17 protein-coding genes are annotated in these 15,101 nt (G+C 72.9%); 10 read left to right on the forward strand and 7 right to left on the reverse strand.

What is annotated here, in order from left to right:
* Nucleotides 1-37 precede the first annotated feature (37 nt).
* The 4 genes from ACWF9Z_RS27590 (at nucleotide 38) to ACWF9Z_RS27605 (ending at nucleotide 3,420) form a co-directional block, all read left to right on the forward strand.
* A complete protein-coding gene (locus ACWF9Z_RS27590; RefSeq protein ID WP_453606194.1) occupies nucleotides 38-1,054 on the forward strand; it encodes an ATP-binding cassette domain-containing protein in 1,017 nt (338 codons plus the stop codon).
* A complete protein-coding gene (locus ACWF9Z_RS27595) occupies nucleotides 1,051-1,836 on the forward strand; it encodes an ABC transporter permease (RefSeq protein ID WP_453606196.1) in 786 nt (261 codons plus the stop codon). The genes ACWF9Z_RS27590 and ACWF9Z_RS27595 overlap by 4 nt, the downstream gene beginning before the upstream one ends.
* A gap of 161 nt (nucleotides 1,837-1,997) precedes the next feature.
* Nucleotides 1,998-2,840: an alpha/beta fold hydrolase gene (locus ACWF9Z_RS27600; RefSeq protein ID WP_453606198.1), complete on the forward strand. Its 843-nt coding sequence runs from the start codon at nucleotides 1,998-2,000 to the stop codon at nucleotides 2,838-2,840.
* Nucleotides 2,833-3,420: a TetR/AcrR family transcriptional regulator gene (locus ACWF9Z_RS27605; protein WP_453606199.1), complete on the forward strand. Its 588-nt coding sequence runs from the start codon at nucleotides 2,833-2,835 to the stop codon at nucleotides 3,418-3,420. Before ACWF9Z_RS27600 ends, ACWF9Z_RS27605 begins: the two co-directional genes overlap by 8 nt.
* 274 nt (nucleotides 3,421-3,694) lie before the next feature.
* On the opposite strand, the gene ACWF9Z_RS27610 is transcribed toward ACWF9Z_RS27605, so the two are convergent.
* From ACWF9Z_RS27610 to ACWF9Z_RS27625, 4 genes are all read right to left on the reverse strand, one after another.
* A complete protein-coding gene (locus ACWF9Z_RS27610; protein ID WP_453606201.1) occupies nucleotides 3,695-4,336 on the reverse strand; it encodes a hypothetical protein in 642 nt (213 codons plus the stop codon).
* Entirely contained in the window at nucleotides 4,326-5,069 is a 744-nt protein-coding gene (locus ACWF9Z_RS27615; protein ID WP_453606203.1) for a 2OG-Fe(II) oxygenase, read from the reverse strand. Before ACWF9Z_RS27615 ends, ACWF9Z_RS27610 begins: the two co-directional genes overlap by 11 nt.
* 20 nt (nucleotides 5,070-5,089) lie before the next feature.
* On the reverse strand, nucleotides 5,090-5,695 hold the full coding sequence (locus ACWF9Z_RS27620; protein WP_453606205.1) for a methylated-DNA--[protein]-cysteine S-methyltransferase: 606 nt from the start codon (nucleotides 5,693-5,695) through the stop codon (nucleotides 5,090-5,092).
* A gap of 101 nt (nucleotides 5,696-5,796) precedes the next feature.
* Nucleotides 5,797-6,867 (reverse strand): ScbA/BarX family gamma-butyrolactone biosynthesis protein, encoded by a 1,071-nt coding sequence (locus ACWF9Z_RS27625; RefSeq protein WP_453606207.1) that lies wholly within the window; start codon nucleotides 6,865-6,867, stop codon nucleotides 5,797-5,799.
* Nucleotides 6,868-7,308: 441 nt separating this feature from the next.
* Here ACWF9Z_RS27625 and ACWF9Z_RS27630 point away from each other — a divergent pair, with 441 nt between their 5' ends.
* Nucleotides 7,309-7,929 (forward strand): ScbR family autoregulator-binding transcription factor, encoded by a 621-nt coding sequence (locus ACWF9Z_RS27630; protein ID WP_453606209.1) that lies wholly within the window; start codon nucleotides 7,309-7,311, stop codon nucleotides 7,927-7,929.
* Between the two features lie 19 nt (nucleotides 7,930-7,948).
* On the opposite strand, the gene ACWF9Z_RS27635 is transcribed toward ACWF9Z_RS27630, so the two are convergent.
* Nucleotides 7,949-9,139 (reverse strand): IS701 family transposase, encoded by a 1,191-nt coding sequence (locus ACWF9Z_RS27635; protein WP_453606211.1) that lies wholly within the window; start codon nucleotides 9,137-9,139, stop codon nucleotides 7,949-7,951.
* Between the two features lie 205 nt (nucleotides 9,140-9,344).
* Between ACWF9Z_RS27635 and ACWF9Z_RS27640 the strand changes: the two genes are divergently transcribed.
* The 5 genes from ACWF9Z_RS27640 (at nucleotide 9,345) to ACWF9Z_RS27660 (ending at nucleotide 12,901) form a co-directional block, all read left to right on the forward strand.
* Nucleotides 9,345-9,974, forward strand: coding sequence for a TetR family transcriptional regulator (locus ACWF9Z_RS27640; protein ID WP_453606212.1), 630 nt, complete (start codon nucleotides 9,345-9,347; stop codon nucleotides 9,972-9,974).
* Complete coding sequence (locus tag ACWF9Z_RS27645; protein ID WP_453606213.1) at nucleotides 9,971-10,828, forward strand: AfsR/SARP family transcriptional regulator; 858 nt, start codon at nucleotides 9,971-9,973, stop codon at nucleotides 10,826-10,828. The genes ACWF9Z_RS27640 and ACWF9Z_RS27645 overlap by 4 nt, the downstream gene beginning before the upstream one ends.
* 82 nt (nucleotides 10,829-10,910) lie before the next feature.
* Nucleotides 10,911-11,495 carry an RNA polymerase sigma factor gene (locus ACWF9Z_RS27650; RefSeq protein WP_453606225.1) on the forward strand — a complete coding sequence of 195 codons (585 nt, stop codon included), beginning with the start codon at nucleotides 10,911-10,913 and terminating at the stop codon, nucleotides 11,493-11,495.
* The gene (locus ACWF9Z_RS27655) at nucleotides 11,492-12,313 is read left to right on the forward strand and encodes an Ada metal-binding domain-containing protein (RefSeq protein ID WP_453606215.1); all 822 of its coding nucleotides are present in this window, start codon (nucleotides 11,492-11,494) and stop codon (nucleotides 12,311-12,313) included. The genes ACWF9Z_RS27650 and ACWF9Z_RS27655 overlap by 4 nt, the downstream gene beginning before the upstream one ends.
* A 24-nt stretch (nucleotides 12,314-12,337) precedes the next feature.
* Nucleotides 12,338-12,901, forward strand: coding sequence for a methylated-DNA--[protein]-cysteine S-methyltransferase (locus ACWF9Z_RS27660; protein ID WP_453606217.1), 564 nt, complete (start codon nucleotides 12,338-12,340; stop codon nucleotides 12,899-12,901).
* A 113-nt stretch (nucleotides 12,902-13,014) separates the two neighbouring features.
* Here the strand turns inward: ACWF9Z_RS27660 and metF are convergent, their stop codons facing one another.
* Both metF and ACWF9Z_RS27670 read right to left on the reverse strand, forming a co-directional pair.
* Nucleotides 13,015-13,986: a methylenetetrahydrofolate reductase [NAD(P)H] gene (metF, locus tag ACWF9Z_RS27665; protein WP_453606219.1), complete on the reverse strand. Its 972-nt coding sequence runs from the start codon at nucleotides 13,984-13,986 to the stop codon at nucleotides 13,015-13,017.
* Nucleotides 13,983-14,966, reverse strand: a complete 984-nt coding sequence (locus ACWF9Z_RS27670) for a carbohydrate kinase family protein (RefSeq protein WP_453606220.1) — start codon at nucleotides 14,964-14,966, stop codon at nucleotides 13,983-13,985. Before ACWF9Z_RS27670 ends, metF begins: the two co-directional genes overlap by 4 nt.
* Nucleotides 14,967-15,101 lie beyond the last annotated feature (135 nt).

Consider the following 15,101-nt stretch of genomic DNA (forward strand, 5'->3'; position numbering starts at 1 on the left):
CTTCCGCTCCGCTCCACCCTTCGCCCGGGAGGGCCCCATGCCTTCGTCTGTCATGTCCACGTCCAAGTCCGGCAATGACCGGGAGGCGCCCGCCGCCGTCTCCGCCGTCGGGCTGCGCAAGTCCTACGGTGACAAGGCCGTCCTCGACGGGATCGACCTGCGCATCCCGGCGGGCACCGTCTTCGCACTGCTCGGTCCGAACGGCGCGGGCAAGACCACCGTCGTGAAGATCCTCTCCACGCTCATCTCTCCCGGCGCCGGCTCCGGGGAGGTCCGCGTCGGCGGCCACGACCTGGCCGCCGAACCGCAGGCGGTGCGCGCCGCGATCGGTGTCACCGGGCAGTTCTCCGCCGTCGACGGCCTGATCACGGGTGAGGAGAACATGCTCCTGATGGCGGACCTGCACCGCCTGTCCAAGGGCGAGGGCCGCCGTGTCGCCGCCGAGCTGCTGGAGCGCTTCGACCTCACCGAGGCCGCCAAGAAGCCGGCCTCCACGTACTCGGGCGGTATGAAGCGCCGCCTCGACATCGCCATGACCCTGGTCGGCGACCCGCGGATCATCTTCCTCGACGAGCCCACCACGGGCCTCGACCCCCGTTCCCGGCACACCATGTGGCAGATCATCCGCCAGCTCGTCGCCGGCGGCGTCACCGTCTTCCTCACCACCCAGTACCTGGACGAGGCCGACCAGCTCGCCGACCGCATCGCGGTCCTCAACGACGGCAAGATCGCCGCCGAGGGCACCGCCGAGGAGCTCAAGCGGCTGGTTCCCGGCGGGCACGTCCGGCTCCGCTTCGCCGACCCGGCCGCGTACCGGGCCGCCGCCACCGCCCTGCGCGAGGCCACCCGCGACGACGAGGCCCTCACGCTCCAGCTGCCCAGCGACGGCAGTCAGCGCGAACTGCGCTCGATCCTCGACTGGCTCGACTCCGCCGGCATCGAGGCGGACGAGCTGACCGTGCACACCCCCGACCTCGACGACGTGTTCTTCGCCCTGACCGGCGGCGCCGACGTCCCCCACCAGAACAGCCAGACCAAGGAGAACCTCCGATGAGCTCCCTCTCCCTCGCCGTCCGCGACTCGTCCACGATGCTGCGGCGCAACCTCCTGCACGCGCGGCGCTACCCGTCCCTCACCCTGAACCTGCTGCTCACGCCGATCATGCTGCTGCTGCTCTTCGTCTACATCTTCGGCGACACGATGAGCGCCGGCATCGGCGGCGGCGACCGCTCCGCGTACATCGCCTACCTCGTCCCGGGCCTGCTGCTGATGACCGTCGGCAGCACCACGATCGGCACCGCGGTCTCCGTCTCCACCGACATGTCCGAGGGCATCATCGCCCGCTTCCGCACGATGGCCATCCACCGCGGCTCGGTGCTCGTCGGGCACGTCATCGGCAGCGTGCTGCAGGCGATCGCCAGCGTGGTCCTCGTCGGCGCCGTGGGCGTGGCCATCGGCTTCCGGTCCACGGACGCCACCGCCCTGGAATGGCTGGCCGCGTTCGGGCTGCTCGTGCTGTTCGCCCTCGCCCTCACCTGGATCGCGGTCGGCATGGGCCTGATCAGCCCGAACGCCGAGGCCGCCAGCAACAACGCGCTGCCGATGATCCTGCTGCCGCTCCTGTCCAGCGCCTTCGTCCCGGTCGACGCGATGCCGGGCTGGTTCCAGCCGATCGCCGAGTACCAGCCCTTCACCCCCGCCATCGAGACCCTGCGCGGACTGCTCCTCGGCACCGAGATCGGCGCCAACGGATGGCTCGCCGCCGGCTGGTGCCTGGGCCTGACCGTGCTCGGCTACTTCTGGTCGACCTCGAAGTTCAACCGCGACCCGAAGTGAGCGCGGGCTGCCTCCCGCAGCTCCCCCTCCCCGCGCGGCGTACTCCGGCACGGCGTCGGAGTGCGCCGCGCCGGCATGGGGGTTGACGGAGGAAGCTAATACCCTTAGCTTTTAGGCAACGGAGATTAGCCAGCAAGTCAACCGCTTCCAGGGGACCGGACATGACGAACTTTCTGAGCATCGGTGACGGACGGATCGCCTACGAGGTCACGGGCGAGGGCCCGCTGATCGTCCTCGCCCACGGCATGGGCGACAACAGGGGCGCCTTCCGCGAGACGGCCGCCCTCCTGGTCGCCGCCGGGTACCGGGTCGCCGCCGCCGACCTGCGGGGACACGGAGAGTCGAGCACCGGCTGGGCCTCGTACACCCGCACCGACACGGCGGGCGACCTGCTCGCCCTGATCCGGCACCTGGGCGGCCCCGCCGTCATCGTCGGCCACTCCTTCGCCGGCGGCTCCGCCACCATCGCGGCGGCCCAGGAACCCGAGCTGGTCAGCGCGATCGTCGAGATCAGCCCGTTCACCCGCGAGCAGAAGATCGACTTCGGCGCCCTCGGGTCCAACGCCCGCTACCGCAAGGGCATGCTGCTGCTCATGGGCACCGGCGTGCTGCGCAGCGCCGGCGTGTGGCAGCGCTACCTCGACCACGCCTACCCGGGCGCCCGCCCCGCCGGGCACGCCGAGCACCTGGCCGCCGTCGACGCCGACCTGCGCCGTCCCGGCCGGATGGCCGTCGTCGCCAAGATGGGCCTGTCCGCCCCCACCGACGCGGGCGCCCGCCTCGGCGGCATCACGTGCCCGGCCCTGGTCATCGAGGGCACCCTCGACTGCGACTGGGCCGACCCCCGCGCCGAGGGCGAGGCCGTCGTGGCGGGGATGCCCGCGGGGCTGGGCCGCGTCGAACTGATCGCGGGCGCCGGCCACTACGCCCACGCCCAGTTCCCCGCGGAGACCGCCGCCGCCATCCAGTCCTTCCTGGCCGAGGGCGAGGCTGGTCGTGCCTAGGGCCGCGCTCTCCGCGGAAGCGGTGGTCGACGTGGCCCTGCGCCTCGTCGACGAGGAGACCCCGGCGGCCCTCACCCTCTCGGCGGTCGCGGGCCGGGCGGGTGTGGCCACTCCGTCCCTGTACAAGCACGTGCGCAACCTCGCGGAACTCCGCGATCTCCTGTCGGCGCGGATCCTGAACGAGATCGCCGACGAGGTCGGCGGGGCCGTCCTCGGCCGCTCGGCCGACGACGCCATCCGCGCCTTCATGACGGCCTGGCGCGCCTACGTGCTCCGCCACCCCCACCGCTACGCCGCACTCCTGCACGCCCCGGAGGCCCGCACCGCCGAAGCCGGCGAACGCCTGGTCACCATCCTCCTGGCCACGCTGCGGGCGTACGGCCTGGAGGACGCGGCGGCCATCCACGCGGCCCGGTGCCTGCGCGCCGCCGCCCACGGTTTCGCCTCCCTGGAGTCCGAAGGCGGCTTCGCCCGCCCCGAAGCCCTGGACGAGAGCTACGCCCTCCTGATCCGCATGGTCATCGCGGGGCTGCGCACGGGCCCGGACGGCGGTTCCGTCTCCGGGGCCCGGGGAGATTGACCAGATCACGTCAGATTTGGACGGGCGCCCGGGGTGGGCCGGGGGCGGGCCGGGCCGGCCGGTGGACGCGCGGGGCCGCGGAACGGGGACCCGGCGGCCCGGGAAGATCCGCGTTATCCATTTCCTGCGGAATGAGGGAATCCGGAAGGCTCGCAGCCGGAAATCCCACCCCTCGTACCTCCTTCGGCACACTCCGCAATCAGTTATCCGCCGGGCGGGAAAACATCTCCCCTCCCGGGTGAATGCGTGGCAAGGACAGGCGATACCGGCCGGATTATCCGCCGCCGCGCGGGATCTCCCGCAAACCGGCGCCGTACCGGAAGAAGCCCTCGTCGTCCTCTTCGCCGAACTCCCAGGTCCCGCCCCGCGCGGTGGCTCCCCGCAGACCGCGTACGGCGTCCGGCCCCGCGAGCGTCCGCAGGCGCGGATCGTGCAGCGCGGCGAACGCGAACGTACGGGCCGGATCCCAGTCCGTGCTGTGCCGCAGCCGCCGGCTCATCTGCGCCCAGCCCGTCAGGGCCCCCGTCACCACCCACGCTCCCGGGCTCTGCTCGGTCATCCGACGGGCCGGCCGGAGCCAGGACGCGGCGCTCTCGGGCCAGTCCACCACCGCGAGGACCTGCCCGCCCCGGGCCTGCCAGGCCTCGGTGAACGCGGCCGCGGCCGAGCGCGAGGCCTCGTCGCGTCCGTGTCCCACGACCACCGTCACCGGCTCCGCCCCGCCCGGTCCCCCGGCTCCGTCCGTACCCTCCGTACCGGGTGGTGGCCCCAGCGCGGTCAGCAGGCCGAGGAGCGCGGAGAGTTCGGCCGCCGTGTGCGCCGCCGGTACGGGCGACTGAGCCCCGTCGGCCGTCGCGGCCGCCTCCCCGAGCAGCGGTGACGTGCTCCTCTCCCGCACCGCGTGCCTACGCCGCATCGTGGAACACCAGGCCCAGCGCGTGGCGGCGGCCGCTGCGGACCGTGCTCACGCCGTGCCGCGCCGCCCCGGCCGACCAGCCCCGCTTGCTGCGCACCGGGCGGTCGCGGGTGGTGAACACCAGCCCGTGGCCCTGGGGGAGCGCGGTCGTGGTGCCCCGTGACTGTGCGCGCGGCCGCTGTTCGACGAGGAGGAACTCCCCGCCCGTGTAATCGGTGCCGTACGCGTTGAGGCCGATGACGACCTGCATCGGGAAGAGCATGTCGCCGAAGACGTCCCGGTGCAGCGCGTTCCAGTCGCCCTCCCCGTAGCGCAGCAGGATCTGTGCCGAGCGGTCCTGTCCGGCCCGGTGGCACATCGCGACCCACTCCTCGAGCGAGTCCGGCCACGGCGCGGGCCTGCCGAGCCGCTCGGCCCAGTCGCGGGCGATGACCACCAGGTGCGGGTAGAGCGCGGCACGCAGCGCCGCGACGGGCTCGGGCAGGTCGTGGGTGAAGTAGCGGTACTCGCCCGAGCCGAAGCGGTGGCGGGCCATGTCCACGGTGGTGCGGAACCGCTCGGCGTCCTCGTACAGGGCGATGAGCTCACCGCACTCGGCCGGGGTGAGCAGCCGGGGTGTCGGCGCGCAGCCGTAGGCGTCGAGTTCGGAGGCGAGCGCGGCCCAGTCGGCCGCCCCGGCCCGTTCGCGTGCCCAGGCCGGTGCTGCCGGGGGCTCTGTCCGGGTGGTCGTCATGAGGTGTCTCTCGTCGTCGGTCAGGTGAACAGGGGCAGCAGGGCCCCTTCGTGGGTGAGCAGCGCGACCTTGCGCTCGACGCCGCCCGCGTAGCCGCGCATGGCGCCGTCCGCCCCGATGACCCGGTGGCAGGGCCGCACGAGCAGCAGGGGGTTGGCGCCGATGGCGCCGCCCAGCGCCCGTACCTCGCCGCGGGGGACCCCGAGCCGGACGGCCAGTTCCCCGTAGGTGGTGGTCGTGCCGTACGGGATCGTGTCCAGGGCCTCCCACACGCGGCGCTGGAAGGAGGTGCCCTCCGTGACGTACTCCAGCTCGAAGCGGGTGAGCCGGCCCGCGAAGTACGCGCGCAGTTGCCGGAACACCTCGGCGAAGGCCGCCGGCTCCCGGCGCCACCCGGGCCGCGGGCCCGGGACTCCGCGCCCGCCGGCCATCGACAGCGAGGCCAGGGCCGCGCCGCCGGGTGCGCCGGGCGACTCCCGGGCCACCAGGATCAGTTCGCCCAGGGGGCTGGAGAACGTGCTGTAGAACGTCGCCGGACCGGAGCCCGTCCCTCCCGGCGCCGGCGGACCGAGTGGATCGGGTCCGCCGGGTGCGGTCGTGCGTGCGGGACGTGACGAAAGGTCCATGAGGTGATGATGTTCCGGTGGCGCCCCGCGTGCTGGCGGTTTTCCGACATGACGTTCGGCGGGCGCGGATCCGGATCCGGGCAAGGGCGCGGCCGCCGGAATCAGGCCGCGGCCAGCGGCTGCGTGGTCACCGTGGCGGTGAAGGCGGTGGCGCCGTTCTGGATTCCGGTGATGCGGACCTGGACCCGGCCGCGGGCGTCGGCCGGCAGTGCCCGGGCCTCGATCCGGCACGGCGCGTCGAGTTCCACGTAGCGGATGAAATCGGAGTCCAGGCCCAGGACGACGCTGTTCCCGCTGGGGGAGGCCGCCTGCGCGGCCTGGCGCGCGGCTTCGAGCAGCAGCATGCCGGGGGCGTGGTCGACGGGGTGGTCGAAGAGGATGGGGTGGGACGGATCCACCCGCAGCAGCCACGTGTCGGACCGCTCGGTGGGGGAGAGGACGACGTCCGCGGCGCGGTCCCGGCCCACGGTCGGCGGTGCGACCGGCGGGAGGTGCGGCATGTCCTTCATCAGCAGCTGCGGATCGGAGTCCGCGCGCCCGGTGCGCAGGCGCTTGTAGATCGCCGGGGTGTGGCAGGAGAAGCGGGCCCCGGCCGCTCCGAGCAGATCGCCGTCACGGAAGAGCATGATGTCGAGGGAGGTGGCGATCAGCCGCGAGCCCCGGAGCACCGTGTCGTGGCACCGGACGCGCAGCTCGATCTCGGGGGGCGTCGCCCCCGCCGTCATCACGTCCGGGTCGAGCCCGAAAGATATGTGGTCCCAGCTCTGCATGTGGCCGAACGGGACGTCGAAGACGGTGTGGGACAGGAGCGGGACGGTCTGGCGCACGGTCTCGCAGGCCAGCATCGGGTCGAGCATGCCGCCGCGCGAGCCGTAGAGGCTGTGACCCCGCGGCCACTGCGCGGTGACCAGGTACGAATCGGCGCCCGCGGGCGCCATCCCGGTGAGGAACACCTCGGCCAGGGCGGCCCGGTGGACGTACCGGCGGGGCACCGTGGTGCCGGTGTCGGGGCGGTACCCGGCCTCGGGCAGGACCGGCCCGGAGAGTTCGGGGTGCGACGCGAACAGGGATCTGTCGGACAGGGACGGGTCGGTCAGGGACTGGCCGGACAGGTCCCCGCCCGCCTGCGGTAAGCCGGAATCCAGGTTCCTCGTGTCCGTGGTGGCACGCATAGGGAAGATCTCCTTCGTCATCGAAGAGGTCGTGTCCTCCATGGCCGCTTCCCGGTTAGGGTGTGTCGGCGGCTTCAAGATAGAGGACGCTCTTTTTGTTGTCGAGGGGGAGAATGCGGTGCGCCACACCGGCATATGGAGACGGAGGTCGAGACGCTTGGACCGTCATATTTCGGACCGGTACAGGTCAGGGGCCCAGGGCGTGTGATCCAGAATGCGGGCGGGTTTTCCGAGGGTAATCCCCGGAATGTTCGGCCCGGGTGAAGAGGGGCCGCCGGCTCGGACGCCGCGGGGGTCCGGGCCTGTCGGAGGCCGGGCACCCCCGTGGCGCGCACGTGCGCGCTCCGGACGTCCCGGCGTGGCCGGGACCGTACGGTCGGGTGGCCGGAAATCCGTGCCGTACCCAAGAATCCGCAGACTCGAGCAGATAGGTTACTGACCATGTCCAAGTTGGAACGCGCGGCCAGAACGCGAGCGACGATCGTCCATGCCGCGGCTGTGGTGTTCGAGGAGCACGGGTTCCACGGGTCCCGTCTCACCGCGATCACCAAGCAGTCCGGGCTGACCATGGGGGCGATCTACTTCCACTTCGCGTCGAAGGAAGAGCTCGCGCGCGCCGTGATGAACGAGCAGGCCGACGACCTCGAACTGCCCGGCGGGGTCGACGGTTTGCAGCACCTGGTCGACATCACGATGTACCTGGCCGACCAGTTGCGGGTCAACGCGCTGCTGCGCGCCGGGGTGCGGCTCGCGGTGGAGCAGCGGGCCTTCGGGATCAGGGACGAGACCCCGTACATGAACTGGGCGGAGCAGTTCCGCGAGCAACTCGTGGCGGCGCGTGCCGCCGGCGACCTGCTGCCCGAGGTGGACGAGGCGGAACTGGCGCTGCTCCTGGTCAGCGCGTACAGCGGTACGCAGCTGGTGTCCGAGCTCTCCAGCGGCAGGGAGGACCTGCCGGAGCGCATCCTCGTCATGTGGCGGTACCTGCTTCCCGGCATCGCCACCCCGCAGGCGCGGGCCCGGCTCAGGCTCGGCACCGAACTGACCGACGCCGTCGGGTGACTTCCCGGTCCCGCCGTCCTCAACAGCTGACCTGACGGAACCCGCTCGGCGGCGCGGCCGCCGCGCGGGGCTCCCGGCCGTCCCGGCCGTCCCGGCCGTGGGCGTGGCCCGTGGCCTCCGACAGCCGGTGCCAGCCGTACGCCGCCGAGACCAGCGTGGTGTGCCGGTGCCAGCCGGGGAAGGACCGGCCCTCGAAGTCCAGGAGGCCGAAGTCCTCCCGTAAGGACTGCATGGTGGCCTTCGTGCCGGCCTGGGTGCCGACGAGGGCGAGCAGGTCGTCCAGGCCCGCGTGCACGAGGTTGGTCATCCAGATCCGGGCGGGCCGGGTGCGCGCGGGGTGCCATTTGGCCAGCAGCCGCATGGTGTGGTGCGCGCCCGGCAGGTGGACCGGCCCGGACAGGGTCCACAGGGCCCGGGGGGACCGGGGGGCGTGCAGCCGGGCCGGGGTGTCCAGGCGCAGCGGCCGGCTGCCCGGATGCGGGCCGGCGTGCAGGGTGAGGTTGCCCGGCACGGAGACGAGGAACTTGCAGCAGCGGGTGCTCAGCCCGTTCGCGAGGGCCACGGCGTCGCCCAGCTCCCTGCCGTCCGCGACCACCGGCGGGGGCGTGGCGGCGGACTGCGCGGCCAGCGTGTCGACCATCTCCAGGCCCAGTTCCCACAGTGGCCGGGGGTCGCCGGAGTCGGGTATACGGGCGCGCTGGCGCAGCTCGGGATCGGCGCACCAGGTCTCCGGCAGGTGGAGCCGCCAGTCCACCGGGACGTCACCGCAACAGGTGGACAGGTGCATGCCGATCCCCACCTGGCAGTTGATGACCCGGCCGGCCGCGGCGTCGTAGCGCCGGTGCACGCCGACGGAGTGCAGCCCCCGTTTGGGGGCGACGATCGGCGCCAGGGTCCAGGCCCGTACCGCCGCCCGCTGCTCCGACCAGCGGGCCAGCGCCCGCCGGGCGGGATCCCACGGCCAGGGGCTGGCGCTGATGAACTGGTGCAGCGACTGCGAGGCGGTCGGGGCGGCGGACACCGCGGAGGCCATGCGGCGCACCGACTTCTTGCCCGGTGTCCCCAGAAGTCCCTTGAGGTAGGTCTCGGCCCAGCGGCGCTGGTCCTGGCGCGGCAGGTGCCCGAACACCTCCTGGGCGAACGCGCCGAACGTGGTGATCGAGGTGTCGTCCAACGGATCCCGCAAGTGCATCGTGCGGTACGCGGTCATGCCCGCTCCCCCTGCTGCTCATCCCTGATGTTAGGTAGGCCCAAGTAGCATAGCGAACGCTCTCTATGTTCTAGAGTGGAGTGACCGCCCTACGCGTGACGGCTTTGGCAAGTCGGCGTTGTGCCCTTCGCGGGGGAGGTCGCAAGGTGCTCCAGCGGCCCTCCGGCCGTGGCCCCCCGCTCCCCGACTCGATGGGAGAACGTCCATGGCGCAACAGCAGAGAGCCGTGCGTACCCGCTCGCTCCTCGTGCACGCGGCGTCCACCCAGTTCGACCGCTCCGGCTACGAGGGAACGACGCTCACCCAGATCAACCGGCTGGCCGGCATCTCCATGGGAGCGCTGACCTTCCACTTCCCCACCAAACAGGCACTCGCCGAAGCCGTGCAGCAACAGGGCCGCGCCGTCGTCCGGGAAGCCGTCGCGGGAGTCGTCTCCCGCCCGCGGCCCGCCCTGGCGACCGGAGTCGCCCTCACGCTGACACTGGCCCGATTACTGGAGGACAACGTCGAAGTACGTGCCGCGGCCCGGCTGGCCCGCGAATGCCCGCCCTCCGTCGCCCCCTGGTCCGCCGACTGGCTGCCCGTGCTGCGCGACCTCTTCCACCAGGCCCAGGACGAATGCGGCCTGCGCCACGGAAGCGACCCCGACGCCCTCGCGGCCCTGGCGGCCCACCTCGTGGCCGGCGCCGAGATACAGGTCCGGGCCTGCGGGGCGAAGGACATGACCCATGCCGCCGGGCCCGGCCCGGGGGAGCAGCTCGCGCGGATCTGGCGGGTCGTCCTGCGCGGGCTGATCGTCAAGAACATCAGCGAGTACGAGCAGGACCTCGTATGAGCACGTCGTCGTCCCGTCCCGCTCCCACCGGCGAACCCGTCGAGCCGGGCGGCGCCCCGCCCGGCGTGCGCATCGGCGTGCTCGGCCCGCTCTCCCTCGTCGTCGACGGCGAGGACCGCACCCCGAGCGCCCCCAAACCGCGCCAGCTGCTCGCCCTGCTCATGCTCCACGCCAACCAGATGGTCCGCTCGGGCGAATGCATCACGGAACTGTGGGGCTCCCACCCGCCCAAGACCGCGCTGTCCACCCTGCAGACCTACGTGCTCTACATCCGGCAGATCCTGCGCGGCGGCGCCACCGACCGCAGCTGCGCCCTGGTCACCCGCAACCAGAGCTACCAGCTCGGGGTGGCGGCGCCGCAGGCCAGCGACCGCCTCCGGTTCGAGGACCTCGCCCGGCGCGGCCGCGAGGCCTGCGCCGCCGGAGACCCGGCGCGGGCCTCGCGCCTGCTCGGAGAGGCCCTCGACCAGTGGCGCGGCCCCGCGCTGGCCGACGTACCGGCCGGGCCCGTCAGCTCCGCGCACGTCGTGGAGCTGGAAGAGGCCCGCAGGGGCGTACGGGAATGGCGGGTCGAGGTGGACCTCCAGCTCGGCCGGCACCGGGAACTGCTCACCGAACTGGCGGGACTGTCCGACCAGCACCCCACGCACGAGAACATCCACGCCCAGTACATGCTCGCCCTCCACCGGTCCGGCCTGCGGCCCGAGGCGCTCGGCGTGTTCCAGCGGCTCCGCTGCCGGCTGGGCGATTCCTTCGGCATCGAACCGGTGCCGCGCCTGCGGCGCCTCTACGAGGCGATCGACGCCGACGATCCCGTGCTCCGCGCGCCGGCAGGGGCGCTGCACGCCACATGAGCCGGCACCGTGCGGCGCCGCCGCGCCCCGGCCCTCCGCAGCAACCAGCAACCCTTTTTCCGGGGACGGTGTTTCCTTAATGATGGACAAGGTGGCCGAGCAGTTAACGGAGCTGTTGGCGACGGATCTGGACGACGGTTTCACGGAACTGGTCCGGGTCCACGCCAAGGGCGTGCACGCGTTCCTGCTGCGCGTTTCCGGATCAGCCGCGGAAGCGGACGATCTGGGGCAGGACACGTTCCTGCGCGCCTACACGGCGCTGCAGACGTACTCCCCGGCCAGACGCCGGGAGCTGCGCCCGCGCGCCTGGCTCATGACGATCGCGGCGAACGTATGGCGCAATCATGTACGCAGCAGCATGCGGCGGCCGGTCTCGGCCCTGCGCATCGACGATGCGCAGGACAACTGGGCGGACACCGGTCCCGGACCGGTCGAGCGCGCCGTCAACTCCGACGACCGCGGCCGCCTGGTCGCGGCACTGTCGGAGCTGCCGGAGTACTACCGGATACCGGTGGTACTGAGGCACGTGGTCGGAATGAGCTACGCGGAGGTGGCCCAAGTGCAGGGATGCCCCGTGGGCACGGCCAAGGCCCAGGTATCGCGCGGGATGGGAGACCTGCGCCGGCTGCTGACGCCGGAGGAGGAACTGAAGGAGGTGGCTACGTGAGCGGAAACGATCATGAGGGGTCATCCGCGCCACCACTGGCGGACGACCCCGGACAAGAGCTGGGCACCCCGCCGGTTCCCGTGGACTTCGCACTGAGGGTCCTGCAGCGCGTGGGCATCCCGCGCGAGCGCTACGACACCTACGTCCGGCTGGACACACCGGCGGGACCGCTGTTCGTGGCGTTCACGGCGGAGGCCGTCAGCGGATCCGCGCTGGGCGGCGCCGGGCTGACGGCCGAGCGGTTCGAGGAACTGCACCGTGCCCGGACCGGACGGTCCGCGATCGCCGCCCGCAAGCCCTTCCCCGGGCTGGTGGGCGCCCTGCGCACCGGCCGGGCCAGGAGCCTGCCCCTGGACCTGGACGCGGTGGACCCGTCCGACGCCGCCGTGCTCCGGGCCGTACGGGCGGTCCCGCACGGCCAGCTGCGCCCGCTCTCCTGGATCCTCCGGGAGGCCGGGCTGCCCGGTTCGAGCGAGATCGCGGCCGTCGCGGCCACCCTCGCCCGCAACCCGTTCACGGTGCTCGTACCGTGCCACCGGGTCACGTACGAGAACGGCTCGCCCTGCGACGCCGGGTACCTCCCGGCCACCGGGGACGCCCTGCGCGACGCGGAGGGCATCGACAGGGCCGAGGTGGACCAGTGGTCGCGCAGCGGCTCGGTGTTCCTCGGCAGCGACACCACCCGCATCTACTGCCACCCCACCTGCGCCCACGCCCGCCGCATCACCCCGACCCACCGGGTGCCGTTCGCCACCGCGCGGGACGCCCGGCAGGCGGGCTACCGAGCCTGCAAGAGCTGCCGGCCGCTGCCGGCCTGAGCACGAACCCGTCCGAGGAGTCCCATGTCCAGTACCGCCAGCGCCGGCGCCACCGCCGGCGCCACCGCACCGAGCGTCGCGCGGACCACCCACGCGACGGCGATCGGCGAGCTCCGGCTCGCCGCCACCGACCACGCGCTGGTGTACTGCGGATTCCAGGACCCCGACGTGGTGGACCTGCGGATCGCCCGCGCCGGACTGGGCCGGACGCCGGACGGGGAGCACACACCGGAGCAGTCCGCGCTGTTCGCGGACGCCCGCGCCCAGATCGACGAGTACATCGCGGGCGAGCGGCGCGCGTTCACGCTGCCCATCGACCTGGTCCTGGCGACACCGTTCAGCCGGCAGACCGTCCTGGCGCTGGACGCGTTCGTGCCCTACGGCCGCACCGCGACCTACGCGGAGCTGGCCGGGGCGCTGTCCCGTCCCCGGGCCGCCCGCGCGGTCGGTACGGCGCTGGGCGCGAACCCGCTGTGCGTCGTCCTGCCCTGCCACCGCATCGTCGCCTCCGCCGGAGGGCTCGCCGGATACGCCGGCGGGGTCGAGGCCAAGCGGTACCTCCTCGAGCTCGAGGAAACCGCCGCCTGACCCCGCCCCGAGGACAGGGGCGCCGGATCTCACCCCCGCGATCTGTCGCCCCTTTTCGCGCGGCCGCCGGGTGGTTCCCGGTGGCCGCGCGTCTCCCCGCGCTCCGTGACCGGCTACGCCGCCGGCTCCTGCGCGAGCGGCGCCACGTTGAGGTTCCGGTGGATCTGGAGCGTCGCGGGGGACTGGTTGAGGGTGATGTAGTGCAGGCCCGGAGCACCCTCGGCGAGGAGCCGTCCGGCCATGGCCGTCGCGTACTCCACGCCGATCCGGTGGCCGTCCGCCGGGCTGTCCGCGGCCGCCTCCAGCCGGGCGGCGAGCCCGGCGGGGAAGCGGGCGTCGCTGAGCTCGGAGAAGCGGCGGATCTGCCGGAAGTCGGTCGCCGGCATGATCTCGGGGATGATCGGCGTCAGGCAGCCCATGGCGGCGAGCCGGTCGCGCAGCCGCAGGTAGTCCTCCACGTGGAAGAACATCTGCGTGATGGCGTAGTCGGCCCCGGCCGCGCACTTCGCGGCGAAGTGCCGCAGGTCCTCGGTCCAGGACGGCGACCGCGGGTGGCGCTCCGGGAAGGCCGCCACCCCGACCGTGAAGTCACCCAACTGCCGTATGAGCCCTACGAGTTCACTGGCATGACGCAGTCCCTGGGGATGAGGTGTCCACTCCCCCCTGGGGTCCCCGGGCGGGTCCCCGCGCAGGGCGAGGACGTCCCGGATCCCGGCGTCCGCGTACCGGCCGATGATGTGGCGCAGCTCGGCGACCGAGTGTCCGACGGCGGTGAGGTGGGCGACGGGCCGCAGGGTCGTCTCGGCGGCGATCCGCTGGGTCACCTCCACCGTGCGGTCGCGGGAGGAGCCGCCGGCCCCGTAGGTCACCGAGACGAACGAGGGCGCGAGCGGCTCGATGCGGCGGACGGCCGCCCACAGCGTCCGCTCTCCGGCCGCCGTCTTCGGCGGGAAGAACTCGAAGGAGAAGCTCTTGCGCCCCTGGGCGAGGAGTTCGCGCACGCCGGGGGAGACGGCGGTACGGAGCGGTTCGCCGCCGGGATCGCGCGTCTGGAGCACCGTCGCCGTCGCCCCCGTGACGCTCATGTCCCGGACCCGCGCAGCTGCCGCTCCACGTCCCGGGCCGCGTCCGTGCCGTAGGCGTGCTCGACCCGCAGGATCAGGTCGGCCGCCGAGAGCTTGTACTCCTGGGTGCCCACCGACTCCAGGACCACCGTGGCGATCGCGCAGCCCAGCTGCGCGGCGCGCTCGAAGTTCCAGCCCCAGGCCACGCCCGCCAGGAACCCCGAGCGGAAGGCGTCGCCGGCTCCGGTGGGGTCGGCGATGGCCGCCGCGGGGACGGCGGGGACCAGCAGCGGCGTGTCGCCGGAGCGGGCGATCCTCGCGCCGTGCGAGCCGAGGGTGGTGATCCAGCTGCCGACCCGGCTGAGGACCTCCTCCTCGCTCCAGCCGGTCAGCTGCTGGAGGAGCGCGGCCTCGTACTCGTTGGTGAACAGGAACCGGGCCCCGTCCACGAGCTGCCGGGCCTCCTCACCCGTGAGACGGGCGAGCTGCTGCGAGGGGTCCGCGGCGAAGGGGATGCCGAGGGCCCGGCACTCCTCGGTGTGCCGCAGCATCGCGGCGGGGTCGTTCGGCGCGACGACCACGAGGTCCAGCGGAGCCTGTGCGGCGGCGGGGGCCAGGGAGATGTCACGGGCGGCGGACATCGCGCCGGCGTAGAAGGTGGCGATCTGGTTCTGGTCCGCGTCCGTGGTGCACACGAACCGCGCCGTGTGCAGCGAGGTGCTGACCAGGACCAGGCCGGTGTCCACGCCGTGGGCGTGCAGCCATGCGCGGTAGTCCTCGAAGTCCGCGCCCACCGCTCCGGCCAGCAGCGGCCGTACGCCGAGCCGGCCCAGGCCCAGGGCGATGTTGGCGGCCACGCCGCCGCGCCGGATCTCCAGCTCGTCGGCGAGGAACGACAGGGACACCCGGTCCAGTTGGCCGGGGATCAGTTGGTCGGCGAACCGCCCGGGGTAGACCATCAGGTGGTCGACGGCGATCGAACCGGTGACGGCGATGCGCACGGGATTCTCCTTGAGGGGGACGGACACTAGAGACCCGCCGTGGCGCGCAGGGCGTCGACGCGGTCGGTGCGTTCCCAGGTGAAGTCGGGGAGTTCGCGGCCGAAGTGGCCGTAGGCGGCGGTCTGGGCGTAGATG

The organism is Streptomyces sp. NPDC054961 (genome assembly GCF_053609145.1).